Source organism: Xanthomonas sp. NCPPB 2586 (genome assembly GCF_041475775.2).
GTDB lineage: Bacteria > Pseudomonadota > Gammaproteobacteria > Xanthomonadales > Xanthomonadaceae > Xanthomonas > Xanthomonas campestris.
In genome coordinates, this window is sequence record NZ_CM192981.1 from 2,704,581 (window position 1) to 2,730,872 (window position 26,292).

20 protein-coding genes are annotated in these 26,292 nt (G+C 64.1%); 10 read left to right on the plus strand and 10 right to left on the minus strand.

Going from position 1 to position 26,292, the window contains the following annotated elements; translation table 11 throughout:
• The first annotated feature begins 81 nt into the window (after nt 1-81).
• The 9 genes from ACCQ09_RS11580 to ACCQ09_RS11620 all read left to right on the plus strand — a co-directional run bounded on the left by ACCQ09_RS11580 (nt 82) and on the right by ACCQ09_RS11620 (nt 12,870).
• Entirely contained in the window at nt 82-2,172 is a 2,091-nt protein-coding gene (locus tag ACCQ09_RS11580; protein ID WP_040941340.1) for a putative bifunctional diguanylate cyclase/phosphodiesterase, read from the plus strand.
• A gap of 448 nt (nt 2,173-2,620) precedes the next feature.
• Nucleotides 2,621-3,751, plus strand: coding sequence for a flagellar biosynthesis protein FlhB (flhB, locus tag ACCQ09_RS11585; RefSeq protein WP_228427931.1), 1,131 nt, complete (start codon nt 2,621-2,623; stop codon nt 3,749-3,751).
• Nucleotides 3,752-3,768: 17 nt separating this feature from the next.
• Nucleotides 3,769-5,841, plus strand: a complete 2,073-nt coding sequence (gene flhA, locus ACCQ09_RS11590) for a flagellar biosynthesis protein FlhA (RefSeq protein ID WP_016945277.1) — start codon at nt 3,769-3,771, stop codon at nt 5,839-5,841.
• A 1,014-nt stretch (nt 5,842-6,855) separates the two neighbouring features.
• Entirely contained in the window at nt 6,856-8,523 is a 1,668-nt protein-coding gene (flhF, locus tag ACCQ09_RS11595) for a flagellar biosynthesis GTPase FlhF (RefSeq protein WP_040941342.1), read from the plus strand.
• Nucleotides 8,510-9,394 (plus strand): MinD/ParA family protein, encoded by an 885-nt coding sequence (locus ACCQ09_RS11600; protein ID WP_010374294.1) that lies wholly within the window; start codon nt 8,510-8,512, stop codon nt 9,392-9,394. Before flhF ends, ACCQ09_RS11600 begins: the two co-directional genes overlap by 14 nt.
• The gene (locus tag ACCQ09_RS11605) at nt 9,391-10,158 is read left to right on the plus strand and encodes an RNA polymerase sigma factor FliA (protein ID WP_011037072.1); all 768 of its coding nucleotides are present in this window, start codon (nt 9,391-9,393) and stop codon (nt 10,156-10,158) included. Before ACCQ09_RS11600 ends, ACCQ09_RS11605 begins: the two co-directional genes overlap by 4 nt.
• Nucleotides 10,159-10,193: 35 nt before the next feature.
• Nucleotides 10,194-10,586 carry a chemotaxis response regulator CheY gene (cheY, locus tag ACCQ09_RS11610; protein WP_014507662.1) on the plus strand — a complete coding sequence of 131 codons (393 nt, stop codon included), beginning with the start codon at nt 10,194-10,196 and terminating at the stop codon, nt 10,584-10,586.
• Complete coding sequence (locus tag ACCQ09_RS11615) at nt 10,586-11,212, plus strand: protein phosphatase CheZ (protein WP_014507661.1); 627 nt, start codon at nt 10,586-10,588, stop codon at nt 11,210-11,212. Before cheY ends, ACCQ09_RS11615 begins: the two co-directional genes overlap by 1 nt.
• 2 nt (nt 11,213-11,214) lie before the next feature.
• Nucleotides 11,215-12,870 carry a chemotaxis protein CheA gene (locus ACCQ09_RS11620; protein ID WP_040941343.1) on the plus strand — a complete coding sequence of 552 codons (1,656 nt, stop codon included), beginning with the start codon at nt 11,215-11,217 and terminating at the stop codon, nt 12,868-12,870.
• 224 nt (nt 12,871-13,094) lie between these two features.
• Here ACCQ09_RS11620 and ACCQ09_RS11625 read toward each other — a convergent pair whose 3' ends face one another.
• From ACCQ09_RS11625 to ACCQ09_RS11670, 10 genes are all read right to left on the minus strand, one after another.
• The gene (locus ACCQ09_RS11625; RefSeq protein ID WP_040942319.1) at nt 13,095-13,997 is read right to left on the minus strand and encodes an XVIPCD domain-containing protein; all 903 of its coding nucleotides are present in this window, start codon (nt 13,995-13,997) and stop codon (nt 13,095-13,097) included.
• Between the two features lie 104 nt (nt 13,998-14,101).
• Complete coding sequence (locus ACCQ09_RS11630) at nt 14,102-14,803, minus strand: hypothetical protein (RefSeq protein ID WP_228423454.1); 702 nt, start codon at nt 14,801-14,803, stop codon at nt 14,102-14,104.
• Between the two features lie 101 nt (nt 14,804-14,904).
• Nucleotides 14,905-15,543, minus strand: coding sequence for a hypothetical protein (locus tag ACCQ09_RS11635; RefSeq protein WP_040941344.1), 639 nt, complete (start codon nt 15,541-15,543; stop codon nt 14,905-14,907).
• A gap of 536 nt (nt 15,544-16,079) precedes the next feature.
• Complete coding sequence (locus tag ACCQ09_RS11640; RefSeq protein WP_052844675.1) at nt 16,080-17,549, minus strand: XVIPCD domain-containing protein; 1,470 nt, start codon at nt 17,547-17,549, stop codon at nt 16,080-16,082.
• Between the two features lie 14 nt (nt 17,550-17,563).
• The gene (locus tag ACCQ09_RS11645) at nt 17,564-18,193 is read right to left on the minus strand and encodes a hypothetical protein (protein ID WP_080640101.1); all 630 of its coding nucleotides are present in this window, start codon (nt 18,191-18,193) and stop codon (nt 17,564-17,566) included.
• Between the two features lie 86 nt (nt 18,194-18,279).
• Complete coding sequence (locus ACCQ09_RS11650) at nt 18,280-18,696, minus strand: SymE family type I addiction module toxin (protein ID WP_040941347.1); 417 nt, start codon at nt 18,694-18,696, stop codon at nt 18,280-18,282.
• Nucleotides 18,693-18,848, minus strand: a complete 156-nt coding sequence (locus tag ACCQ09_RS11655) for a hypothetical protein (protein WP_228427933.1) — start codon at nt 18,846-18,848, stop codon at nt 18,693-18,695. Before ACCQ09_RS11655 ends, ACCQ09_RS11650 begins: the two co-directional genes overlap by 4 nt.
• Nucleotides 18,849-19,470: 622 nt before the next feature.
• Nucleotides 19,471-20,274: a hypothetical protein gene (locus ACCQ09_RS11660; RefSeq protein ID WP_040941348.1), complete on the minus strand. Its 804-nt coding sequence runs from the start codon at nt 20,272-20,274 to the stop codon at nt 19,471-19,473.
• Nucleotides 20,271-21,059, minus strand: a complete 789-nt coding sequence (locus tag ACCQ09_RS11665; protein WP_162277127.1) for a hypothetical protein — start codon at nt 21,057-21,059, stop codon at nt 20,271-20,273. Before ACCQ09_RS11665 ends, ACCQ09_RS11660 begins: the two co-directional genes overlap by 4 nt.
• 262 nt (nt 21,060-21,321) lie before the next feature.
• A complete protein-coding gene (locus ACCQ09_RS11670) occupies nt 21,322-24,423 on the minus strand; it encodes a TonB-dependent receptor (protein ID WP_040941349.1) in 3,102 nt (1,033 codons plus the stop codon).
• Nucleotides 24,424-24,669: 246 nt separating this feature from the next.
• Here ACCQ09_RS11670 and ACCQ09_RS11675 point away from each other — a divergent pair, with 246 nt between their 5' ends.
• Complete coding sequence (locus ACCQ09_RS11675) at nt 24,670-25,650, plus strand: IS5-like element IS1646 family transposase (protein ID WP_011037607.1); 981 nt, start codon at nt 24,670-24,672, stop codon at nt 25,648-25,650.
• The last annotated feature ends 642 nt before the right edge of the window (nt 25,651-26,292 follow it).

Below are 26,292 nucleotides of genomic sequence, written 5' to 3' on the forward strand. Positions count from 1 at the left end.
CCGCCGCATCCACTCAAGAAGCGGCGCGGCGGGTCGTTAGCTCACAGGGCAAGCGCTGGTGTCGGCGCGGGATGTGGACGGGTGCTCGGTACTTACAATCTTTCGCTGGTGCTGCTGTCGCTGGCGGTGGCCGTGCTGGCCTCGTATATCGCGCTGCACCTGGCCGCGCGCATGACCGCCAGCCGTGGCGGCATTGCGGCCGCGTGGCTGGTGGGCGGCGCCATTGCAATGGGGTTCGGCATCTGGTCGATGCATTTCGTCGGCATGCTGGCATTCCAGCTGCCGATTCCGCTGGGCTACGACCTGGCGTTGACCGCGTACTCGATGTTGGTGGCGACTCTGGCCTCGGCGTTGGCGCTGTGGCTGACCTCGCGCGCCGACCTGCCCTGGCGCCGCTTGAGCCTGGGCGCGCTGCTGATGGGCCTGGGCATCGCGCTGATGCACTACATGGGCATGGCGGCGATGCGCATGGATCCGGAGATCACCTATGACCCGCTGCTGTTCGCGGTCTCGGTGGCGATCGCCATCGGTGCCTCGGCTGCAGCGTTGTGGATCGCCTTCCAGCTGCGCCACGACGGCCGCCGCTACAGCCTGCGCGTGGTCGCCGCCATGATCATGGGCGTGGCCATCGTGGGCATGCACTACACCGGCATGGCTGCCGCGCAATTTGCGCCCGGCAGCATCTGCGGCGCGGCCGGGATCGGCGCGCAGCTGCCGCTGTCGTGGCTGGCCCCGGTGGTGGCGGCGGTCACCTTGGGCCTGCTGGGGCTGGCGCTGGTGATCTCGGTGCTGTCGCGCCGCTTCCAGCAACGCACCGACGTGCTGGCGCAATCGCTGGCGCAGGCCAACCAGGAACTGGTGCTGGCTGCCCTGCACGACCCGCTGACCCGCCTGCCCAACCGCGTGCTGCTGCATGAGCACGTGCTGCAAAGCATCGAGCGCGGCCAGCGCGACGGGCAGCGCTTTGCAGTGATGCTGATCGACCTGGACGGCTTCAAGGCGGTCAACGACGGCTACGGGCATCAGCTCGGAGACCAACTGCTGATCGCCGTGGCACAGCGGCTGGGCGCGCATCGGCGCGCACACGGCAGCCTGGCACGGCTGGGCGCGGACGAATTCGTGCTGGTGGCCGACATCGCCGACCCGGAAGATGCCGCCGCCATCGCCGGGCATCTGGTGCAGGCGCTGGCGCTGCCGTTTTTGGTGGGCGACCACGAGCTGCGCCTCAGCAGCAGCGTGGGCATTGCGCTGTATCCGGAAGATGCCGGCAGCGAGCACCAGCTGATGACCCACGCCGATGCCGCCATGGGCCATGCCAAGCAGGCCGGTCGCAACCGCTACAGCTTCTTTGATCGCTCGATGACCGGCACCACCCGCGAGCGCCTGCAGTTGCTGCAGGATCTGCCGCGCGCGCTGGAGCTGGGCCAGTTCGCGCTGCACTACCAGCCCAAGTACTGCGCTGAAGACGGCCGCCCCCTGGGTGCGGAGGCATTGATCCGCTGGCTGCACCCCGAACGCGGCATGGTGCCGCCGGACAGCTTCATCCCCTTGGCCGAGCGCAGCGGCATGATCGGCCCGCTCGGCAAGTGGGTGCTCGAAGAAGCCTGCCGGCAGATGCGCGCCTGGCGCGATGCCGGGCACGGCGACTGGCGCGTGGCGGTGAATCTCTCCGCCACCCAGCTGGCCTCGCCCAGCCTGCCGGCGGAAGTGGCCGCCACCCTGGCCGCGCACGCCATCGCGCCCGGCCAGCTGACCCTGGAGATCACCGAAACCATGGCCATGCGCGACGCCGACGCCTGCCTGCGCACGCTGGGCCAGCTCACCGACCTGGGCGTACGGATCGCCATCGACGACTTCGGCACCGGCTATTCCAACCTGCTCTACCTGCGCAAGTTGCCCGCCCACGAGCTCAAGATCGACCGCAGCTTCGTGCAGGCCATGGACAGCGGCCCGGAAGACATCGCCATCGTCGCCGCGGTGGTGGCCCTGGCTCACACCATGCGCCTGCAGGTGGTGGCCGAAGGCGTGGAGACCGCCGCCCAGCGCAACACGCTAGAACGCCTGGGCTGCGACCAACTGCAGGGCTACCTGCTGGGCCGACCGATGGAACCGGACCGCTTCATCGCCCTGGTCGTCGCCCAGCGCGATGGCGAACGCCGCCGCGCCAGCTGAGCCCCAAGGCTGCAGGTGAAAGTGCCGCAGGCGCAAGCCCGCACCTTGCGCGTACGTAGCCCAACGCCGGCAACCTGACGCCCCCTGCTTCAGCCCCACGCAGGCCAATCGATCCCGTGGCCCAGCCCACGTTCGCGCTCCCAGCATCCGGCTGCCAACACACCGAACTACCCAACAACGCACCCCCATGGTTGGCATCGCCAGGCGCCCCGATCTAGACCATGCACGCTCCCAGCCATCCGGCGTAAAACGCACCACAGCCGCTTGCCCGGTCAACGCAACCTGCAGGGCATGTGCTACCTGGCTTTGCCTATTCCCGCGCCCCGGCAATCGCCCAGCGCGCAGCCCCCGCCCTTGCGATTCCCGAATCCCCATTCCCCATTCCCCATTCCCGTTTTAAGGAACACCACTTGCATGACGCAAGGCCAATCCAGTCAACGGCCCCCCAATGTCCGAGTCCGAAGACGGCGGCGAACGCACCGAACTACCGACCGAAAAACGCCTGCGCGAAGCCCGCGAGCAGGGCAACATCCCGCAATCGCGCGAGTTGTCCACCGCCGCGGTGTTCGGTACCGGGGTGTTCGCGCTGATGCTGATGGCGCGCGGCATCGGCGACGGCGCCAGTGTCTGGATGAAGACCGCGCTGAGCCCCGACCCGAAGATGCGCGAGAACCCGATGGCCTTGTTCGGCCACTTCGGCGATCTGCTGCTGCAACTGCTGTGGGTGATGGTGCCGCTGATCGGCATCTGCCTGGCAGCCGGGCTGGTCGGCCCGCTGCTGATGAGCGGCCTGCACTTTTCCGGCAAGGCGATCATGCCCGACCTCAACAAGCTCAGCCCCATGGCTGGGCTCAAGCGCATGTGGGGCAGTCATGCACTTGCCGAGCTGGTCAAGTCGATCCTGCGCCTGCTGTTCGTGGGCCTGGCGGCCAGCCTCTGTATCTCCAAGGGCCTGCACGGGCTGCGCTCGCTGGTGAACCAGCCGCTGGAACAGGCCGTGGGCAACGGGCTGGACTTCACCAAGAGCCTGCTGTTCTACACCGCCGGCGCACTGGTGCTGCTGGCCGCCTTCGACGCGCCGTACCAGAAGTGGAACTGGCTGCGGAAGCTGAAGATGACGCGCGAGGAGATCAAGCGCGAGATGAAGGAAAGCGAAGGCAGCCCGGAAGTGAAGGGCCGCATCCGCCAGATGCAGATGCAGATGTCGCAGCGCCGGATGATGGAAGCGCTGCCCACCGCCGACGTGGTGCTGATGAATCCCACCCACTACGCGGTGGCGCTCAAGTACGAACGCGGCAAGATGCGCGCCCCGGTCGTGGTGGCCAAGGGCGTGGACGAAATGGCCTTCCGCATCCGCGAAGCCTGCGAGCAGCACCGGGTGGCGATCGTCACCGCGCCGCCTTTGGCACGCGCCTTGTATAGGGAAGCCCAACTCGGCAAGGAAATTCCCGTGAGACTCTATTCGGTGGTGGCACAGGTGTTGTCCTACGTCTACCAGCTACGCGGCTGGAACGGCGGCCCGATGCCGGATTTGCCGCCGCTCGAGGTGGATGAGTTCGGCAAGGGGGCCAGCGCATGAGCGCCCAACCCGCCCCGATGAATGCCCGCCGCGTGATGGAGCTGCTGCGCAACGGCCTGGGCGCCCCGCTCGCGCTGATGGCCATGCTGGCCATGCTGATGGTGCCGCTGGCCGCGCCGGTGCTGGATGCGCTGTTCACCTTCAACATCGCCATCTCGCTGATGGTGCTGCTGGCGGTGGTCTACGTGCAGCGCCCGCTGGAATTCACCATTTTCCCGATCGTGCTGCTGATGACCACGATGCTGCGCCTGGCGCTGAACGTCGCCTCCAGCCGCGTGATCCTGATCAACGGCCAGGACGGCCACGCCGCAGCCGGCAAGGTGATCGAGGCCTTCGGCCAGTTCGTGATCGGCGGCAACTACGCCGTGGGCATCGTGGTGTTTGCGATCCTGACCATCATCAACTTCGTGGTCATCACCAAGGGTGCCGGGCGCGTGTCGGAAGTGACCGCCCGCTTCATCCTGGACGCCATGCCCGGCAAGCAGATGGCCATCGACGCCGACCTCAACGCCGGTTTGCTGACGCGTGAGGAAGCCAAGGCCCGCCGCGAAGAGGTCCGCGAGGAAGCCGACTTCTACGGCGCAATGGACGGTGCCAACAAGTTCATCCGCGGCGACGCCATCGCCGCCATCCTGATCCTGTTCATCAACCTCATCGGCGGCATGGCGGTGGGCATGCTCCAGCACAACATGTCCTTCATCGATGCGGCGTCCACCTACACGCTGCTGTCCATCGGTGACGGTCTGGTGGCGCAGCTGCCGGCCCTGCTGGTCTCGTCCTCGGTCGCCTTGCTGGTGACCCGCGCCTCGCGGGCGCAGGACATGCGCGGCGCCATGATCAGCCAGGTCTTCGGCCAGCACCGCGCACTGGCGGTGGCCGCGGCCATCCTGGGCCTGGTCGGCCTGGTGCCGGGCATGCCGAACGTCGCGTTTTTGACGCTCGGCCTGATCCTGGGCGTGATCGCCTGGAAAATGTACAAGCGCAGCCTGGTGGTCGCCCCCACCGGCGAAGCCGCCACCGACCCCAAAGCCGCTGCCGCAGCGACGGCCGCCGCCGCCAGCGCCGAGCTGAGCTGGGACGAATTGCGCCCGATCGACCCGCTGGGCCTGGAAGTGGGCTACCGCCTGATTCCGCTGGTGGACAAGAACCAGGGCGGCGAATTGATGGCGCGCATCAAGGGCGTGCGCCGCAAGCTCACCCAGGACATCGGCTTCCTGGTGCCGCCGGTGCACATCCGCGACAACCTGGAGCTGTCGGCCAACGCCTACCGGCTGCTGGTGCACGGCGTGCCGGTGGCCACCGCCGAGATCTACCCCGACCGCGAACTGGCCCTGGACCCGGGCGGTGCGCTCGGCCAGCTGGACGGCATTCCCGGCAAGGACCCGGCGTTCGGCCTGGATGCCACCTGGATCCAGCCGCACCAGCGCGCCTATGCCGAATCGATGGGCTACACCGTGGTCGACCCGGCCACCGTGGTGGCCACCCACCTGTCGCACCTGATCCGCGAACACGCCCCGGAGCTGCTCGGCCACGAAGAAGTGCAGCAATTGCTGGCCACCCTGGGCAAGACCGCGCCGAAGATGGTCGAAGACCTCACCCCGAAGGCGCTGCCGCTGTCGGTGGTGGTGCGCGTGCTGCAGAACCTGCTGATCGAACGCATCCCGGTGCGCCAGCTGCGCAAGATCGTCGAAGCCCTGGTCGAGCACGCCCCGCACAGCCAGGACCCGGCCGCCCTCACCGCCGCGGTGCGCACCTCGCTGGGCCGGTTCATCGTGCAGGAAATCGCCGGCATGTCGGCCGAGCTGCCGGTGTTCACCCTGGCCCCGCAACTGGAGCGCGTGCTGCAGGAATCCACCCATGGCAACGGCGTGGCGCTGGAACCGGGCCTGGCCGAACGCCTGCACCAGAGCCTGGCCGAGTGCGTCGGCAAGCAGGAAGCCCGCAACGAACCGGCGGTGGTGCTGGTGCCCGGCCAGGTGCGCGCCGCCCTGGCCCGCCTGGTCCGCCACAGCGTGCCGAGCCTGTCGGTGCTGGCGTATAGCGAAGTGCCGGAAGACAAGCGGTTGAAGCTGGTCGGCACCATTAGCTGAGCCGGGCGCTTGGAATCACTCGGTTGAAGCTCGCGGGCACCATTAGCTGACCCAGGCCCGTCGATTGATGAGACGGGTTTGTGGTCAGCCAAGCCTTCGCTGTGGTGATTGATGAGGCGGGTTGGTCATGGGCCACCGCGTAGGAGCGCACCCGGGCGCGACGGGCGTTATCGGGAATGCCCTCGCGCACAAGTGCGCTCCTACGACATACCGGCGACCCGACCACGCGTAGTGGCCCAGACAATCTCGCTGACACCGCTTGGTAGGAGCGACCTCGGTCGCGAGGGCCTTACCGGGAACGCCCATAGGGCTTCACCGGGAACGCCCATCGCGCCCAAGGGCGCTCCTACGGAATACCGGCGACCCGACCACGCGCGATCGGCCAACAATCTCGCTGACACCGCTTGGTAGGAGCGACCTCGGTCGCGAGGGCTTTACCGGGAACGCCCATAGGGCTTCATCGGGAACGCCCATCGCGCCCAAGGGCGCTCCTACGCATTGACCGGCGTTCCGCGCCTCGGCGTCGGCACTGCCTGCCGACCGGCGAGCGAATGCTGAAGCCCGGTAATCGACTGCCAAAACCCGGCGTCGGAAACCCGCCACCGGTCCGAACCTCCAATCGATTGCAGGACGCTGGCCGTTTTCAGCCGCTCCAATCGCTCAACGTTCGACGTACAGCCCACCAGCGGCTCTGCCAGCAAGGCGTCGCCACCGCATCGCCGCTCCGGAAAAATGTCAATCAATCCAGCGACTTGACCGCTTCCGCCCAGGCCGAACGCCCAGCCCCGCCTCCGTCCCAATCCCATAAACCTACGCGCCGGAACCCCGGCGCCGCGTTTTGGCACACCGCATGCATTAGCTCTGGCGAGACCGCAGACAGCCACATCGCTGCGGGGCGGGACGCAGCACTTGGACGAACGAACGGGACAGGCACCTCATGACGCTGGCAACACACCCACATTTCACCCGCACCCGTACGGCGTCCGTCGGGTCCTGTTCCTGGAGGCACTTCGCATGAAGATCAAACGCTTTGTTGCCCCGGACATGCGCACCGCATTCCGCATGGTGCGCGAAGAGCACGGCCCGGACGCGGTGATCCTGTCCAACCGCCGCACCGCCGAAGGCGTCGAGATCGTCGCCGCCAGCAACTACGACGAAGAACTGGTGCAGCGCGCCCTGGAAACCGCCCGCTCCGAAGTGCCGGTCACCGCCGCGGCGCCGGCACCGGTCCAGCAGGCGCCGGCCATCCAGCCTGCCCCGGTGCACGTGCCGCGTCGCGACACCGCCGAAGCCGGCATGACCCAGCGCCAGCGCGTGGCCAGTGCCGCCGAAGAAATGATCGCCGCCATGGCCCTGCGCCAGCCGGTCAGCGTGCCGCGCCCCGCCGCGGCGGCCGCACCGGTCCGCGCTGCGGCGCCGATGCCGGTCGCCGTGCAGAGCGCACCGGCTGCCGCCATGCGCCAGCAGCCCGAGCATGCCCTGTCGGAACTGCCCGAGCAGCTGTTTGCCGAATTCCTGACCACCCCGCCGGTGCCGCGTGCACCGCTGCAGGCCCCGGTCGTCGCCACCGCGCCGGTCCCAGCGATGCCGGCCGCTGTTGCCGCACCGGTTGCGATCGCACACCACCACGATGACGAACTGGCCGACGACGGCTTCGACCTGGACGACGCGCTGCCGCAGATCCTGCCGCCGGCCGCGCTGCCGCCGCTGGTCGTCGCCCCGGTGGCGCCGGTCGCCCTGGCCGCCGTGCAGGCCGCCGCCCCGGCGCCGCAGAACGACGAAGAACTCAAGCAGCTGCGCGGTGAGCTGGCGCTGATGCGCCAGATGATCGAGCGCGAAATGAACCGCCTCACCGACGAACGCCTGCGCGGCTCGCCGGTGCGTGCCCAGGCGCTGGAGCTGATGGACGACTACGGCTTCGACGCCGGCCTGATCCGCGATGTCGCCCTGCAGATCCCGGCCGACACCGAATTGCACCGCGGCCGCGGCCTGATGCTGGGCCTGCTGTCCAAGCGCCTGCCGGTGGCCCCGGTCGACCCGCTGGAACTGGGCGGCGTCATCGCCCTGGTCGGCCCGACCGGCGCCGGCAAGACCACCACCATCGCCAAGCTGGCCCAGCGCTTCGCCGCCCAGCACGCCCCGCGCGACGTGGCCCTGGTCACCACCGACACCCAGCGTGTCGGCGGCCGCGAACAGCTGCACAGCTACGGCCGCCAGCTCGGCATCGCCGTGCACGAGGCCGACAGCGCCGAAAGCCTGCTGGAGCTGCTCGAGCGCCTGCGCGACTACAAGCTGGTACTGATCGACACCGCCGGCATGGGCCAGCGCGACCGCGCCCTGGCCGCCCAGCTCAACTGGCTGCGCGCCGCCCGCCAGGTCACCTCGCTGCTGGTGCTGCCCGCCAACGCCCATTTTTCCGACCTCGACGAGGTCGTGCGCCGCTTCGCCCATGCCAAGCCCCAGGGCGTGGTGCTGACCAAACTCGACGAGACCGGACGCTTCGGCAGCGCCCTGTCGGTGGTCGTCGATCACCAGATGCCGATCACCTGGGTCACCGACGGACAACGCGTCCCCGATGACCTGCACCGTGCCAATGCCGCCAGTCTCGTTCTTCGCCTTGAAGATTTGCGGCGCGCTGCCGATAAGCCCTGTACTCCGGAGCACAACCATGCAGTCGCGTGAATACGCAAAGCTGACCAACGCCTTCCCCCTGTCGGCGACCCGTCCCGAGCCTTTGGGCCCGGTGCGCACCATTGCCGTGACCGGTGGCAAGGGTGGCGTGGGTAAAACCAACATCTCCGCCAACCTGGCGGTGGCCCTGGCCGACATGGGCAAGCGCACCCTGCTGCTCGACGCCGACCTGGGTCTGGCCAATCTGGACGTGGTGCTGGGCCTGTCGCCCAAGTACACCCTGGCCGACCTGATCGCCGGCCGCTGCACGCTGGACGAAGTGATCATCGAAGGCCCCGGCGGCGTGCTCGTGGTGCCGGCCGCCTCCGGTCGCCGCCACATGGCCGAACTGGCTCCGGCCCAGCACATCGGTCTGGTCAACGTGTTCTCCGAACTGGAGCGCGACCTGGACGTGATGGTCATCGACACCGCCGCCGGCATCACCGACAGCGTGCTGACCTTCTGCCAGGCCGCCCAGGACACCGTGGTGGTGGTCTGCGACGAACCGGCCTCGATCACCGACGCCTACGCGCTGATCAAGGTGCTCTCGCGCGAACGCGGCGTGGACCGCCTGCAGATCATCGCCAACATGGTGCGCGACCCCAACGAAGGCCGCCTGCTGTACGACAAGCTCTCGCGGGTGTGCGAAAAGTTCCTCGGCGATGTCTCGCTGAACTACCTCGGCCACGTGCCGCAGGACGATTGGCTGCGCCTGTCGGTGCAGCGCCAGCAACCGGTCATCAAGGCCTACCCGGCCAGTCCCTCGGCACAGGCCATTGCCGAAATCGCACGCCGTACCTCGCGCTGGCAGGCCCCCACCGTGCCGCGCGGCAACGTCGAGTTCTTCGTCGAACGCATCATCCAACGGGGAGTGGCCGCATGAGTACCGCCACCGCAACGACCGCCACGGCCCAGTACCGTGCCGTGCAACGCAATAACGCCAACGATGTGGTCACCCAGCACGCCGACCTGGTGCGCCGGATCGCCCACCATCTGGCCGCGCGCCTGCCGGCGAGCGTGGAAGTGGACGATTTGATCCAGGCCGGCATGATCGGCCTGATCGAAGCCTCGCGCAGCTACGACTCCGACCAGGGCGCCTCGTTCGAAACCTATGCCTCGATCCGTATCCGTGGCTCGATGATCGACGAGATTCGTCGTGGCGACTGGGTGCCGCGCTCTGTGCATCGCCGGGCCCGCGACGCCGCCGCCGCCGTGCGCAAGATCGAACAGAACACCGGCCGCGCCGCCGCCGCCACCGAAGTGGCCGCCGCGATGGAGATGCCGCTGCCCGACTACCTGCGCCTGATGGAAGACGCCGCACGCGGCCAGGTGCTGAGCCTGGAATCGCGCATCGAAGACCACGGCGAACTGGACACCACCGCCAAGGGTGGCCCCAATCCGCAGCAGATGATGGAGCGCGGCGAGTTTGGTCGCGAGCTGGGCAAGGCCATTGGCCAGTTGCCCGAGCGCGAGCAGCTGGTGCTGTCGCTGTACTACGAACAGGAATTGAACCTGAAGGAAATCGGCGCCGTGCTCGGTGTCAGCGAGTCGCGCGTCTGCCAGATCCATGGCCAGGCCGTGGTGCGTTTGCGCGGCCGCCTCAAAGTCTTCGAGCTGGCCGATGCCGGTGTCGAAATTGACGACTAATTTTTTCGCGCATTTTTTCGTGTTAGGAGCTTGATGTGAATAAGAACATGCGGATCCTGATCGTGGACGACTTCTCGACGATGCGCCGTATCGTCAAGAATCTGTTGGCGGATCTCGGCTTCACCAATACCGCAGAGGCCGAAGACGGCAACAGCGCACTGGCTGCGTTGCGCGCGGGCCCGTTCGATTTCGTGGTCACCGACTGGAACATGCCCGGCATGACCGGCATCGACCTGCTGCGCAACATCCGCGCCGACGCCAAGCTCAAGCACCTGCCGGTGATGATGGTGACCGCCGAGGCCAAGCGCGAACAGATCATCGAAGCCGCCCAGTGCGGCGTGAACGGCTACATCATCAAGCCGTTTACCGCCCAGACCCTAGAAGAAAAGCTGGGCAAGGTGTTCGAACGTCTGGCGGCGACCGCCTGATGAACGCCACCGTGGACACCAATGCCGAACGCGCCGCGCTGATCGACCGCCTGCAGGGCGCGCTCGATGCGTTGGAAAGCGGTGACGAAGCCGCCTGGAAGCGCGAGGTCGACCACCTCGCCGCCTTGCGCACCCGTCCGATGATGCAGGGCCTGAGCCGGCTTGCACGCGAACTGGGCCAGGCCCTGGGCGAACTGCCCAACCTGCCCGAAGAAGCCGGCGAGCTCGACGACGCCTGCTCGCGGTTGGACCACGTGGTGGAAATGACCGAAAAGGCCAGCCATCGCACGCTGGATCTGGTCGAAGAATGCCGTTTGCTGGCGAACCAGCTGCGCGATGGTGGTCTTAACCAGGACCAGGGCGCGCTGATGGACAAGATGCGCCACAACCTGACCGAGCTGTCGCTGGCGCAGAGCTACCAGGACCTGAGCGGCCAGATCATCCGGCGCGTGGCCGGCATCGTGCGGCGCGTGCATGAAGGCTTTGGTGCCCTCGGCCTGCCGCCGAAAAGCACCGAGCCGAAGAAAGACGACGGCGGTCTTGCCGGTCCTGCAGTCAAGGGCCTGGACCGTCACGCGGTGTCGCAAGACGACGCCGACGACCTGCTGTCCGGATTGGGGTTGTAACCATGAGTGCTGTTCCAGACGATATTGCTGCCGATTTCATCGTCGAGGCCCAGGAAATCCTGGATCGCCTCGGCGAACAGCTGGTGTCGCTGGAACAGGCGCCAGACGAAGCCGACCAGCTCAACGCGGTGTTCCGCGGCTTCCACACGCTCAAGGGCGGCGCCGGCTTTCTGGCGATCAAGCCCATGGTGGAGCTGTGCCACGCCGCCGAAGAAACCCTCGGCATGGCGCGCTCCGGCCAGGCGGTGCTGCAGGCGCATCACTTCGATGCCGCGCAGCAGTCGCTGGATTATCTGCAGGCCATGCTCGATGCGATGGGCTCGGGTGACCCGGTGCCGCATGCACCGGCGTCGCTGATCGCGCAGTTCGATGCCAAGAGCGGCCCGCCGGCGGTGAAATCCGCGCCCAATGCCGCTGCGCTCGCCGCGGTACCCGCCAGCCAGGCGCCGGCCGCCGCCGGTGCCAAGGCCGCGCCGAAAGCCGCAGCCAAGAGCGGTGGCGCCGAAGCCGAACAGACCGTGCGCGTGGATACCAAGCGCCTGGACGCCATCGTCAACCTGATCGGCGAACTGGTGCTCTCGCGCAACCGGCTCAAGACCTTGCGCACCCGCCTGCGCGACGAAGAACTCGACCGCGCGGTGAGCACGCTCGACATCGCCACCGCCCGCCTGCAGACCGCGGTCATGCGCACCCGCATGCAACCGGTGAGCAAAGTGTTCTCGCGCTTTCCCAAGGTGGCCCGCGATGTGGCGCGCACGCTGTCCAAGGAAGTGGAACTGGAGCTGATTGGCGCCGAAACCGAGCTGGATCGCAACCTGGTCGAAGCCCTGGCCGACCCGCTGGTGCACCTGGTGCGCAACGCGATCGACCACGGCATCGAATCCCCCGCATTGCGCGAAGCCACCGGCAAGCCGCGTAGCGGCCACGTGCGCCTGTCCGCACAGCAGGAAGGCGACTACGTCAGTATCGAAATCCAGGACGACGGTGCCGGCATCGACCCCGAGCGCCTGCGCGAAATCGCCCGCAACAAGGGCCTGATCGATGCAGAAGCCGCCGCGCGCCTGAGCACCGACGAGTGCCTGCACCTGATCTTCATGCCCGGCTTCTCGACCAAGGCCGAGGTGACCGACATCTCCGGCCGCGGCGTCGGCATGGACGTGGTGCAATCGCGCATCCGCGAGCTCAGCGGGCAGATCCAGATCCAGTCCGAACTGGGCCGCGGCAGCCGCTTCATGATCCGCGTGCCGCTGACCCTGGCGATCCTGCCCACCTTGCTGGTGCAGGCCGGCGAAGCGGTCTACGCCCTGCCACTGGCCCGCGTGGTCGAGGTGCTGCACGCCCCGCAGTCCTCGCTGGGCTGGTTCGACGGCCGCGCCGTGCTCGATCGCCGCTCGCACACCTTGCCGCTGATCGACCTGCGCCGCTGGCTGGGCGTGCCCGCCGAACAACCGCCGCTGCTGACCGTGGTGCTGCTGCAGGCCGGCGAGACCCGCTTCGGCCTGGTGGTGGACCAGGTCCGCGGCCGCGAGGAAGTGGTGATCAAGCCCCTACCCCGCGCCCTACGCGGCCTGCCCGGCTACGCCGGCGCCACCCTGATCGGCGATGGCCGCATGGCGCTGATCCTGGACGTGGATGGACTGCGTTCCAGCGATCATTGATTTTCGGGAATCGGGAATCGGGAATCGGGAATCGTCAAGACGATCCTGGCTGCCTGATCTGACGACAACGGCCGCGTACTGCGGCCGTTGTCGTTTCACTACCAGCATCGCTGCCGATCTATGTCGCTACGCGCGCAGACATGGGCGCGATGGTTTGGCGACGGCCAGGCTGCCGTGGAAGTGAACCTGGAAACGTTATTTCAGAACCGTTACTTCACTAGCCCTCACACCATCCGGTGTTGAGGCGCAATCGACTGCTCTCGCTGTTGCTCCTGCTGCTGGGATTGCTGTTGGCGCTGAGTTTCGCCCAAGGCCTGTAATTGCGCCAAGGATTGCTCGACGGGCTGCGCAATCGCATCACTCGTCATCATATGCGCCATCTTGTGAGCGGGATCGTTCAACGCACCTTCCACAACGAAGACGTTCTCGCCCTGCCGCACGGACTTGGTGTACTCGCTCAGCACGACATGATCGATTCGCGACAGCCCGTTCTCTTTGGCTAAATACGCGCTGCTTGCTGCCAGCCGTGCACTGTTGTCGTCGTACTCGCGGCCGAGACCTTGCTCAAGGCGGCGAACGGCCTCTTCTGCTTGGTGATGCAGCGGATCTGTTGGCAGCACTCTCGCGAGCTGTGTTGCTTCCTGTAGTGGAGATACCTGCTCACCGGGCGGCTGCGCCTCACCAATCACCTTCTGCCAAAGCTCCTGCTTGGGCTTCGGATTGATGTGCTCCTTATTCAACTCACTTTTAGGCAAAGGAGCAGAAATGCTCTTGATATCATCTACGTTTTCTACGGGCCTGATATCCCCCTCGAAGCCTTTATCGATTCCGTCTTTTGTCTTCCGGTGCAGTCCAGCGTGGTTGAGCGCATCCCACGTGAAGTCGATACAACTATTCTTAGTACCGTGATATTCCATATTGAACCCATGCTTTGCAGGGGCTACGCCGAAGGCTTCCAGCTTGTCATACTGCGCCTTATCGATCTCCATCGTGCGTGAGTAATACGGCTTTTGATAGGTATCGACGTCATTGAAAGAAACTTTTCCTGGCCCGCTAGCCTCGCCATGTTTGATAGGCGAAAACCCATAACTTTTGACGGTCGCTCCGTCGTCAATCGAGTAATACATATGGCCACCGAAGGATGTGCCTCCGGCCATCAACGGCGTACCCGCAGCGGCGACGTAGACAGTGACTGCATAGCGCCTTCCATGATCATCCATGCTCATTTCCCTCACTTTCCTTTGTAGGTGTAAGCGACAAGAAGTTGCGCATTAGCCGCAACCAGCGCCTCGGCGTTCTGATCAAAGCGCAGTTTGAGCCGATAACGGCCTGGCTGGACAGCATTGCTATAGCCGAACGCCAACTCCCTGGACGCGGTCTGCTCAGTAGACAAACCGGCGTCTTGCAGCGTCGTACCGTCCGCATCAAAAGCGAACAGACCAGGAGCCATACCATCAGCTGACAAGGGAATGGACGCCTGCTGACCTACCCCCACACGCTGACTACGCTGCAATTCCACGGAGACCGGACCGGATGGTTCAATACGCTCCAAGTGGAGCTCGGCCGAAACACCAGCGCTAATCAGCCTGTCAGCACTTTGGGAGACGGCAGTTGGATCGACACCGGTGATCCGCACACCGATGAAAACGGGAGGAGTCGCGTCGTCGGGCAGTGCGGGCACATCGAATTCCAGCTCTGTAGGCCCACGATCATGTGGGGTCAAACTCCGTACCAACGGGACGACCGTTCTCATCTCTATCTGCTCCTTTGCGATAGGCACGTTTTCAGGCGGCGGTTGCAGGCTGCAGCCAGCGATCAGGCAGGTAATCAATGCCGTGAGTGCAAAGCGCATTGGATCGTTTGCAAGGGGCACGGCCTTTCTCCAATAAGTGTTGGTGCTGCAGGGGGAATTTTGACAGTTTTTCAATGTCATCGTGTCATGCACGCCTCTCAACCACCCCCAATGCCCTATGCACGCATTGCTTTATGAGGCCTGACAACTCCAGGGCTGAGTGATATGTCCGCTACCTCAGCTTATCGGATGTAGACCCATTCGACGCATTTGTGCGCCACCAACTCTTGCGGTTCCGCAGCTTCACCTCTTGGGAAAACCTCTACACGCATCCCTGGGCGCGTGTAGAGATCACTCATCCAGCGGCCGTCTTCCACCATGTTTCGTTGACGTACAAACCCGATGTTTTCCAGCTTCTTGGTAAACGTATCGAAATCGATCCCGCAGATCTCCGTCATCGACGGGGAAGCACCTGCTTGCGCTGGAATAAAAGTGAACTCGAACCAACGCCCCGCAGTAGGCGTCTGGTCCATGCCAAAGCTGTAACCCCACTCACTGGTAAGCGGAGCACTGGCGCCGTAACGCTTGGGATCAGCTGCCGCACGCGTTACCGGAACCCCCATTTTGGACTGTAGGTAGTCGGGTGTCAGATCGTCCAGTCCGTGAATTTCTTGAATCAACGCAAGCATGCGGGTGAGCGCATCCTCTGCCGTTCGTATCGGCCCACTGGGTTCACTGCCAGCGGGAGTGACTTTGGATTCGGCTGAGGAACGCATGGCAGATGTCTCCGTGACGGTTGCCGGGGCTGGTGTGGCCGCTGTGTGGGCGCAAGCGCCCAGAGCGAGGCTGGCGAGCAAGGCGTAGAGGGGGCGCGCGATCATGAAGCGTCCGTTGTGCGCTGGTGTGGCTGCGACGCTAGTGACATCCGGCACCGAGGTCAATCGCAAGGTCCCTGGCAGCGGTAGCATCACCGCCGCACGCCGCGCGCTTTGGACGGCACATCCACCTGTGCCAACACCCGCCTGATAAGTGCACCTGACCCCATCACGCTCCGTGATCAAACTACTACCCCACGCCCTGCGCGGCCTACCCGGCTACGCCGGCGCCACCTTAATCGGCGACGGCCGGATGGCGCTGATTCTGGATGCGGACGGATTGCGCTCCAGCGATCATTGATTTTCTGGAATCGGGAATCGGGAATCGGGAATCGGGAATCGGGAATCGTCAAGACGATCTTGTCTGCCTGATTTGACGACAACGGCCGCGTACTGCGGCCGTTGTCGTTTCAGTACTAGCATCGCTGTCGATCTATGTCGCCAAGCGCGCAGGCACGGGCGCGATAGTTTGGCGACGGTCAGGCTGCCGTGGAACTGAACCTGGAACCGTTATTTGGACCCCTTATCTCGTTGCGAAACACTCAGCGCGTCACCGACGGACCAGCCTGGCTGACGGCTTGCTGGGACTGCTCCAGCGCCTGCTGCTGTTCGCGCGCTTGGGCCTGGGTTTGGTTGATTGCCTGCAGACGATCGAACGACTGGGTCTCTGGTGTCTGCACGGCGTCCATGGTCGACATATGGGCACGCTGGTGAGCCGGGTCGTTGAGGGCGCCCTGAACGACGAAGACCTTCTCGCCGCCCGCCAGCTGAGCCGTTGGGTTGTTGAGCACCACATGATCCACCCGCGACAACCCTTCCTCTTTTGCCAGAGCAAGCAGGCTGGCAGTCATGCGCTGGCTTGATGCATCCCACTCCCTGCCATGCTGGGCATCGAGCTTTTGCACCCCATTCCTGATCTGTTGGTAGAGCGAGTGATCCGCATGACCGGGGTCTGACGGAAAAAGCTGTGCCGACGGCCCCGGCGATTGCGGATCGCGCCCTCGCAGCTCCTGCTCCAGCGCCTGGGCAGAAATCGGCGAGACGTGCAGGTGAGTGTCCTTGCTGTGCTGGAAGAGCCCAGGGGTTAGCGGCTGCGTACTACTGTCCAGGTATGGCATGGGACGGGTGTCGCTGCCCAGGTCAACGCCGTTGTGCTCCAAAATTTCTTCTTTGAATCCCAGGCGCTGCATGTCCAGGATCATTGGCTGCTCCGGCTCGCCGGGCTTTGACTTGTTGTAGTGTCGCTCGTAGATGGCGGCTGTGCCAACCACCCACGGACCGTAATGGTTGACGTAGTCGGACTGGCCCGCATGACCGATACGGGTGTCCTTGACCGATTTGTCGAAGTAATTCACTCCCATTGCCTCGACATTAGCCGCCGTGGGCGACAACGTCAGGTCGCTATTGAACGTCAGGTTTGCCTTGGGCGTATAGACGCTTGGATAACCGCTGCGCGTGACGAAATCTCTGGCCCGACCATCCGCAAACAGGTACACATCTTCAAGCGTAGGATTAGGATTACGACTCTTGGCCGCGCTGACGATAGCGTTCCATCCGGCTATTTCGGCCGTTGCTTCGTCCGCACGGTTACTGGCCAGCACCTTCTCGCCAGCAGCAGTGTAATCGTGCGTGCTACGGGCAATTTTTATTGCCTCCGTTTTGAACTGTTCCCGCGCAAGCGCAGCAGTGGGACTGTAAAGGCTATGCTGAATTTCATGTCCCAAGACGAAAGTCAGATCGCCTGCTGCTGCATGCTTGCCGTTGGCATCATTCACAAGCGCTGCAAGCGGCAAGTGAATTTCCTGATCGCGTGGATCATAGGTGCCTCCCGCATGCGGATCGTTTAACGGCGCGAATCCTTTCAGCACCTTTTTCTGCACCGCCTCGTTGATCTGGCGGGTCAACTCGGGCGAATCGTTCAGGACCCGGTTGAAGTTGTCCAGATGCTCACGTGTGACACCTGGTTGCTGACCAAATGACGCCACCACGGCACTTGCTTCTTGGCTCAACATGTCCGCTCCTTGGACTACCGAATTTGAACCCACTCGACGCACTGATGAGTGGTGCGCGCTAAAGGTTTGTCAGCCTCGCCACGCGGGAAGAGCTCTACGCGCATCCCTGGGCGTTGAAAAATATCGCTCATCCATCGTCCATCCTCGACAAGGTTGCGCTGTCGCGAAAAACCCATTTTCTCGAGGTGCGCCGCAAATGCCTCGAAGTCGATCTGGCAGATATCCGACATAGAGGGAGACGCTTCTGGCGGGTTAGGCAGGAACAGGAACTCGAACCATGCACCCTTTACTTCGGTTTTGTTGACACCAAACCCGTAGTTCCAGTTTCGGGTCAGCACTCCGCTGGCACCGAACCGCCCGGAACCATCATCGCGATGCTGTACCGACTGGCCCATTGCTCGAGACACGTGGTCGGGAGTGAACGATTCAATACTGGCGCTTGTGCGAATCAGCTCCAGTACCCGCTCCAGTGCTTCCTGCGCGGTACGTGGTCCACCTTTGGAAGGATCTGCAGGTACGTGATCGGCTGGGGAACTCATGGCAGATGTCTCCGTGACGGTTGCCGGGGCTGGGGTGGCCGCCGTGTGGGCGCATGCGCCCAGAGCGAGGCTGGCGAGCAAGGCGTAGAGGGGGCGCGCGATCATGAAGCGTCCGTTGTGCGCTGGTGTGGCTGCGACGCTAGTGGCATCCGGCACCGAGGTCAATCGCAAGGGGTCTGGCAGCCGCAGCATCATCGCCGCACGCTACGCGCCTTGGCCGGCACCTCAACCGGCGGCAACACCTCCATCAACAACTGCCCCGCACTGGCGGTGATGCGCAGCTTGGTGCCGATGGCAAAGCCCAGTTGTTCCAGCCATAGGCCGCTGAGGCGGACATGGGGTACGTGCTGGTCGCCACCGTGGTTGTGGGCGCCGGGGTAATGCGTGTAGCTGACGGTGCATTGGCGCGGGCGGCGGGCGCGGCGGGGTGCGCCCAGCGTGCCGGGGCCTTGCGAGGAGGCGTCCGGGTCGGGTGGTAGCATCGGTGGCAGCTTGGTGCGGTCGGGTTCCACAACGACCCACTGCACCCGCTTGGGCGGCGCGGGGCGCGTACGCGTGCGGGTGGGCCGTGCGTTGGCAGATGCCTTGGGTGGGCGGCGGCGTGTCATGGCGCCTCCGGGTGATGGCGGATGATGGATGCGGCGAAATGCTGCTGCAACGCCACGGCCTTGCGTGCGAACCGGCGGCGCGAGGTGTGCGGCAATACACCGAGCTGGCGACTCAGCGAATGCGCGGCATCGTCGCTCGCCTGCTCACTCAACAGCTGCGCGTGCGACGAGCCGGCGCAGCACCTCGCCAACATCCCACCGCAGGCGGTGAGCGGAAGCTGGCAACAGATCAACCGGCACAGATGCCGGCATGGATGGTGCGGTAGACATGGCAACGCCCTCCTGGAACAACCCAAGAACCGCCGCCAACGGCGACGGGATGTCGGGAGGTTCGAAACCGCTAGTAGCCGGCGGGCATATTCCCCTTGCGGGTGTTGTATTAGCCGCCCTCCCGACACAGGCATTGCGTCGGCTTGTACCTGCGGGATGCAGGCACAAAAAACCCACCGGTTTGACGGAGGTGGGTACCGCTACTAGAGGAGTTTCGACGCTCCTTGGGACTAGATTGCAAGTACACGGTCTGGCGTGTCAATACACGCTGGCGGGTCTCGCGCGGCTGTGTGCGCCGCTGGCGCAGTTACATAAGGGCCACGCAAGCCGAACGCCGTCGCCTGATAAGTGCACCTGACCCCATCACGGTTCTGCGGCCGTTGTCGTTTCACTACCAACATCGCTGCCGATCTATGCCGCTACGCGCGCAGGCACGGTCGCGATAGTTTGGCGACGGTCAGGCTGCCGTGGAACTGAACCTGGAACCGTTATTTCCCCCAGCTCTTATGTTATATCAAGCCAGCCTGGGCGACGGTAGAAAGGCCCATGTTCAACAAGCTTATCGAGCCGAGTAATTCTATCGTGGCCGTTGTGCCGGGGCGCACGACGCTTGAACTCGGCCAACGCCTCCCGTGCTCCATCCAGGTCGTCCTGTCCAATGTGCCACTCAACAATGAACGTAATGAACGACGTATTGATAGGCTGGTATGCGTCCATATCCCGCAAGACCTCCCCAAACCGGCCTGTTTCGGTCCGGTAGGGGTTGAGGGCGTACTGCATATTCTGGGCCGTCAGTGCGGCTTGGAAGATCATTGCAGCTGGCTTTTTGCTGCGTACGATTGGGTAATACGGTCGGATGGCGTCTTTTTTATCGTTCTCTTCCTTGAGCGCCGCGTAGTCCATGCCTCGGTTGAAGCTTGATTGATTGAGCAGCCGTTTGTTGTAGGTCTCCAACATCTGTTCAAAAATGCTTTGGGCGTGAGCCTCCGACATGCCAACGGCCAACACCACCACGCGGTACTCTCCGCCCAGCCGCTCACGAACAAACCATTCCCAGGCTACGCCACCGTTCTTCTGCCACGCAAACGCCCCGCGACCATACCCGGCGTAAAACGGCACGCCCTCTGCGTCCACGTGCAGCCACGCGTAGTTCTTGTTGAAGTGAGGGCCGGCCATCCACTGCGTTTGCGAAATACACGCCTCTTGGGAGTAGGACGCAAGCAATGGGACATCCACGCTGATCTTGCTCACGCCAGACATCTTGGCCTGTGCGATCAACTCTTCCACGTCCACGAGCTTGAACGTCACTGATCGTTGCCCAGTTCGTACACCTTAAGGACGGTGCCCGTCTTGACATCAACCACCGCAATTTTTATCAAGCGCCCTTCAATGAAGTGCTGCTCGTTCTCGTAATGCGTCGGCAGATCAAAGGTCGGGTATTCCCGCTCGGTGTCCTGCGAAATGAGGGGCGGAACAACTTCGTACTGGTAGATTTCCGTAAGGCGCCCTTTATGCGCGCGCGCATCGTCAGGCTCCATAGGAAGAATGGCCGCAATCGTCTCTTTGCCCACATTCAAGCCAGGAACGTCAGACGCCGCATCGGTGAGCGCGTTGCGAGGCAGTGCAACCTGGTATGTGGTTCGCTCAACCTTGGGTACGCGCGCGGTCACACCATAGGCGTTGGTTCCCATGTACGAGCTTTCGCGGCGCTTCGTCTCTTTGCCGTAGATCGGTGCGTAGTAGCCACTGACACGATGCATCTGGATGTACAGATCCGTCCCCTCGTACTGGCGTTTCTCTGCGTTGTACTTCCACGAGTCAAACAATGGGTTGATCACCATGCTTCCCGCGCACAGTTGTCCCGTGGCGATGGCCGTTGGGAGTGCAGCGACAGCGCTTTTGACACGTGAGGCGTGATCCGCCGCAGTCTCAAACTCGTCCTTGGCCGGTATCGACTTCAAGGCGCTGTAGACCGCCACCGTGTCGTGACCTGCAAAATTGATCGGGAGGGTTGATCCCTCTTCCAATGTGCACGGAGTGGTGAGCGGCAACGGCGCTGCCGACAGACTGCCGCACCCCACAAGCGCGGCCATCGCGAACATCCTTTTCATGTTTTCCCCTGTATGTACTGTTCGACCTTGAAACGTGGATGATAAGCCGACCCTAGCCGGATCGCGCACCTATCGCCCGGTCGTGACCCCGCGCCCCGTTGCGGATACACACCAGGCGGCCAGGGAAGTATCCATTAGGGTGTAGAAATAACGATTCCAGGTTCACTTCCACTGCAACCCGGCCGTCGCCAAACCATCGCGCCCATACCGCCATGTGGCAGGCATGGGCGCGACCCACCAGGGCCTAGAACTTGTAGGTCAGCCCCAGGTACGCCAGCCGGCCTGCGTATCCGCCGGTATAGAAGCGGGCGCGGGTGTCGTCGCCAAGGTCCGAGCGGGACTCCTGCTTGGTCAGGTTCAGCACCGAGGCGGTGAGGCTGAGCGCCGGGGTGATGTTGTATGCCGCGTTCAGATCGACCTGGTAGTACGGCTCCTCGAAGACGTTCAACCCGTTGACCAGGCCTTGCACCAGCTCACCGCGACGGTTGTACGAGGCGCGCAGCAGCAGGCTGTCGGTCTCGTAGAACACGGTGAGGTTGGTCTGGTTTCTGGCGCTGCCCGGCATGGAGGTCTTGCCGGCCTCGGTGCCGTCCTCCAGCCGCACCGCCGCCTTGCTGGCATCGTTGTAGGTGTAGTTGAACTGCACACCGAGACCGAACGGCAGCGTGTGCTGGGCGTAGAGCTCCACACCCTGCGAGACCGCGTCCTGGCCGCCAGCCTGGGTGCTGTAGTTCTGCACCGTGACCGGTTGCCCGTCGACCATCATGTTGACGTCGCTGATCACGTCGACCGCAAAGTTCTCCACGTTCTTGCGGAACAGTCCCACACCCGCTACCGAACCCGGGTGGAAATACCATTCCAGCCCCAGGTCGAACTGGTTGGCCTTGTATGGCTCCAGGTTCTTGTTGCTGCCCGAGCCGTACCAGCCCTGCTCGCTGGCACCGCCGGTCAGGCGCCGGTCGGCCACGTACTCGGGACTGTAGAACTCCAGGCTGCCAGGCGCGGCGATGTCGTTGTAGCTGGGACGTGCGATCACCTTCGCGGCTGCCGCGCGCAGCAGCAGGTTCTCGGTCAGGTCGTAGGCCAGGTTGAAACTCGGCAGCACGTCGGTGTAGTTGCGGTCCAGCCCGCTGACCACGAACGACTCTGTGCGTTGCACGCTGTCGGACAAACGCCAGTAGCCTTCGGTCCCGCAATAGGTGTCGGCCGGGGCGCCGCCGGGCATGGCGGCGCCCTGCTGGCAGGCCAGCGGATTGCCGTCGGCGGCATCGAAGAAGTAGTCGTTGTAGGCGGTCACCTTGTCGGTGGAATCGGCACGCTGGCCGGTGCGCGCCACCCGCACGCCGACGTTGCCACGCAGCCGCTCGGTGTGGAAGTTGAGTTGCAGGTAGGTGGAATAGATCTCCTCGTCGACGTTGTAGACGAAGTTGTCTTCGCTGCGGGTCTGCATCGCGCCGTAGGTTTGATTCAAGTAGCCGATGTAGCACGGGAAGTTGATCGCCGGGAACGCGCTGGCGTTGACGCCACCGGCCAGGTTGTCCTGCGCGAACAGCAGGCCCGGCGAGAACTGGGTGGCGATGGCATTGCAGCGCCCGTTCCAGTAGCGGTTGTCGTAGTCGCTCGGGTCAGTGCCCGGGCACACCCAGTAGTTGTTGCCGGTACTGCGGTGGATGCCGCCGTCGCGACGTTTAATGCCGAACTGCAGCGAGTCGAAGACCTCGCCGTCGAAATGCCAGGTGGTATCGATCTGCGCGTACTGCTGCTGATTGGTGTTGCGGGTCCAGGATGAGCCGGTCGAGCCCAGGTCGACCTGCAGGATGCAGTCGCGCAGGTTCTGCATCAGCTGCGGCGAGAACGTCATGGATGGCGTGCCGGTCAGGTCCCAGGCGCTGGCGAAGTTGCCGTTGGTCCAGCTGCCATCGGCGTTCTGCAGGCGCGGCTTGATCGGCAAGGAGAACTGCAGCTCCGGCCCGCCCTTGGCCCAGGTGCGGCCCGCCTTGAACGCCACGTCTACCTGCTCGCCACGCCATTCGCCGCCCAGGTCCACCGTCTGCGACTGCGATTTCTCGATGTTGTAGCTGCCGGTGATCTGTGGCGTCGGCACCGTGCAGTCATCCGAGCCCCAGCCGCCCGGCGGCAGTCCGGCTGCGGCGGCCTGGGCCTCGCTGCAATAGTAGGTCTTGCCCGGACGCAGGCTGTAGGCGGCGCCAGTGACAATCGTGCCGCTGGGATCGAACTGCAGCCCGTCGAGCAGACGGCCGCCGCGCCAGTTGCCGTCGCCGTTATAGCGGGCAATGTTCCACTCGGGAATCTTGATGGTATTGGTCTGCGAGTCCTGCGACAGGTCGAAGCGGAAGTAGTTCGCGGTCAGCGTCAGGTCGTCGGTCGGCTTGAACTGCAAGGTCAGCTGCCCGCCCTTGCGCTCGCGCTCCTCGCGTTTGGCGTCCAGGCTGACCGCCGTCGGCATCATGAAACCGGTGGAGTACTTGCCGTCCTGGTTCCAGAAACCGGTACCGCCCCACCAATTGGCGTTGAAGTCCGACGGATTTCCGTTCACGTCCACCGCCGGGCCGACTTCGTCGCGGCCGTACCACTGCCAGCTTTCGGTACTGGCATTGAGCGTGCGTGCGGTGCGCTTCTGCTGCGTGTAGCCAACGAAGACACCGAAGCGGTTGTCCTTGTCGTGCCACGCGTACGAACCGGAGAACTGGCCGTCGGTCTTCTTGCTGGTATCGGACCAGGTGCCCTCAGCGGAGACGAAGCCGGAATTGGGCTCCAGTTCCAGCGGGCGCCGCGTCTGCAGGATCACCGTGCCGCCGATGCCGCCTTCGTCGATGCGCGCTTCCGGGGTCTTGTACAGCTCCGCGCTGCCGAGCAGGTTCGACGGCAGCAGCGTGTAGTTGAACGAGCGCGTCGGGTCGCCGTTGGACTCGGCGGTGGCGATGTAGTTGCCGTTCAATTCGGTCAGCACCAGCTCCGAGGACAGGCCGCGCACACTGACGTTCTTGCCTTCGCCGCCGTCGCGGCTGATGACCACGCCGGGCACGCGCTGCAGCGCATCGGCCACGTTCTTGTCGGGGAATTTGCCCACGTCCTCGGCAGTGATCACATCGACCACGGCGTTGGCGTTGCGCTTTTGCTCCAGACTTTTTTCGATCGCGTAGCGGTAGCCGGTCACCGTCACCGCGTCCAGGTCCGTGGCCTGCAACGTGGCCTGGCCCGTCGGCGCCGGCGTGCCGTCAGCCTGCTGGGCGGAGACGCTGGTGGAGGCGGCGCTCGCGAACAAGGCGATGGCGATACCGGCGTATAGCGTGCTGTGGTTGCGTGCGAATGGCATGCAGTTCATTTCGATCGTGCTCTCCCAAAGATTGATCGGCCTCCGCGGCTTTGTATCGATCCAACGACCGGACAAGAACACCGCGCGAAGTCATGCAAAAATATCCGGCACCATTGCGGCGTCCGGTTTCCCTGCTCTTCTCTCCCCTCTGCGCGGATGCGATTAGATCGTTCTAATGCAGTGGACGCCTAAGGAACCTCTGAACAACGCACCACAGATACGCGACACTACCCGCCTGATGTTGAGGAGTGATCCATGCAACTGACGTTCGGTGACGCTGAGGGCCTGGGCAAGCGCAAGCAGACCCGCCGGGAGATCTTCCTGGCCGAGATGGAGCAGGTCGTCCCGTGGCAGCAATTGCTCGGGCTGGTCGCGCCGCACTATCCCGTGTCGGGCCGGCCAGGTCGGCAGCCGTACGCACTGGCGACGATGTTGCGGATTCATCTGCTGCAGCAGTGGTATGCGTTGAGCGATCCGGCGATGGAAGAAGCACTGCACGAGATCCCGACCTTGCGGCGCTTTGCTCAGCTCGGTGGCTTGGACAACGTTCCGGACGAGACCACGATTCTCAACTTTCGCCGCCTGTTGGAGACCCATGGCCTTGCCGCGCGGATGCTGGAAGCGGTCAACGCGCATCTGGCGCGCAAGGGCCAGAGCCTGCGGTCGGGCACGATCGTCGATGCGACGCTGATCGCGGCGCCCAGTTCGACCAAGAACACCGACCATGCGCGCGACCCTGAGATGCGTCAGACCAAGAAGGGCAATCAGTGGTATTTCGGGATGAAGGCGCACATCGGCGTGGATGAATTTTCCGGGTTGGTGCACCACGTCCATTGCACAGCCGCCAACGTCGCCGATGTCACGGTGACGCACGCATTGCTGCATGGCAAAGAAGACAGCGTGTTTGGCGACAGCGGCTACACCGGTGCGGATAAGCGCGAAGAACTGCAGGACTGCGAGGCTGCATTTTTCATTGCTGCCAAGCGTTCGGTGCTTCAAGCCATCGGCAACAAGCGGGAGCGTGCTCGGGAACAGCGTTGGGAACACTTTAAGGCCAGCGTGCGTGCGAAGGTGGAGCATCCGTTCCGGGTGATCAAGCGCCAGTTCGGTTACACCAAGGTCCGCTATCGCGGCCTGGCGAAGAACACCGCGCAGGTGCTAACGCTGTTTGCGCTGTCAAACCTGTGGATGAAGCGAAAGCAGTTATTGCCTGCTATGGGGAGCGTGCGCCTGTAACGCAGGCAACACCCTGTAAACGCGCCGGAAACGGCAAAAAAATCGAGGATCTGAGCGCCGTCAGCCTGGCCGATGTAGTTGGGCTCATCCTCCGACGCCGTTGATCAGACCATCCCTAAGGAGCACAGCTCATGCGCCAGCGCATTCTGCCGCGCAGCAGGCCCGCGGCGTTGCAAGCGCCACGATGGCGGCCGGGCTCGCCACGCGTGCACGCGGCACGGTACAGCCTGCCTGCTGCTGCAACTTGATCGCGGCCCGCCCAACGCCCTCGCCCGCAACCAGGCGCAAGCGGCTCACCGAAACGCTCTTCATCATGTGCAACCGAGCTCAGCCAGAAGCAGGATCGACATGCGTGTTGGCACACTCCAGCACATGGCAACCGCACGCCGCTTGGCTGCTATCGCCATCACAGGGATGTGCCGTGATGACGCGTCATAAGCAATGTCTGCAGCGCCGAAGATTCGATTCCCGGCCGCATGGCGCCCCTCACCGAAACCTACAATCGACAGTCCGCGCCTGGACGTACCCTCACCCCAACCCCTCTCCCCGCGGGAGAGGGGCTTGAGTGCCGCGTCGGTCGTGTCTTCCATGTCCGCCTCGGTAACGCAAGGGCTGACCTGAGGCACCGCCGAGTTCATCGAG

Coding starts and splice junctions, on each gene's coding strand:
- ACCQ09_RS11665 (WP_162277127.1), bottom strand. CDS start 21,059: ATGGCCGCGCTTGTGGGGTGCGGCAGTCTGTCGGCAGCGCCGTTGCCG.
- ACCQ09_RS11615 (WP_014507661.1), top strand. CDS start 10,586: ATGAACGCCACCGTGGACACCAATGCCGAACGCGCCGCGCTGATCGAC.
- ACCQ09_RS11605 (WP_011037072.1), top strand. CDS start 9,391: ATGAGTACCGCCACCGCAACGACCGCCACGGCCCAGTACCGTGCCGTG.
- ACCQ09_RS11620 (WP_040941343.1), top strand. CDS start 11,215: ATGAGTGCTGTTCCAGACGATATTGCTGCCGATTTCATCGTCGAGGCC.
- ACCQ09_RS11645 (WP_080640101.1), bottom strand. CDS start 18,193: ATGATCGCGCGCCCCCTCTACGCCTTGCTCGCCAGCCTCGCTCTGGGC.
- flhB (WP_228427931.1), top strand. CDS start 2,621: ATGTCCGAGTCCGAAGACGGCGGCGAACGCACCGAACTACCGACCGAA.
- flhF (WP_040941342.1), top strand. CDS start 6,856: ATGAAGATCAAACGCTTTGTTGCCCCGGACATGCGCACCGCATTCCGC.
- ACCQ09_RS11640 (WP_052844675.1), bottom strand. CDS start 17,549: ATGTTGAGCCAAGAAGCAAGTGCCGTGGTGGCGTCATTTGGTCAGCAA.
- ACCQ09_RS11630 (WP_228423454.1), bottom strand. CDS start 14,803: ATGACATTGAAAAACTGTCAAAATTCCCCCTGCAGCACCAACACTTAT.
- ACCQ09_RS11625 (WP_040942319.1), bottom strand. CDS start 13,997: ATGTATTACTCGATTGACGACGGAGCGACCGTCAAAAGTTATGGGTTT.
- ACCQ09_RS11635 (WP_040941344.1), bottom strand. CDS start 15,543: ATGATCGCGCGCCCCCTCTACGCCTTGCTCGCCAGCCTCGCTCTGGGC.
- ACCQ09_RS11650 (WP_040941347.1), bottom strand. CDS start 18,696: ATGACACGCCGCCGCCCACCCAAGGCATCTGCCAACGCACGGCCCACC.
- ACCQ09_RS11600 (WP_010374294.1), top strand. CDS start 8,510: ATGCAGTCGCGTGAATACGCAAAGCTGACCAACGCCTTCCCCCTGTCG.
- ACCQ09_RS11675 (WP_011037607.1), top strand. CDS start 24,670: ATGCAACTGACGTTCGGTGACGCTGAGGGCCTGGGCAAGCGCAAGCAG.
- ACCQ09_RS11670 (WP_040941349.1), bottom strand. CDS start 24,423: ATGAACTGCATGCCATTCGCACGCAACCACAGCACGCTATACGCCGGT.
- flhA (WP_016945277.1), top strand. CDS start 3,769: ATGAATGCCCGCCGCGTGATGGAGCTGCTGCGCAACGGCCTGGGCGCC.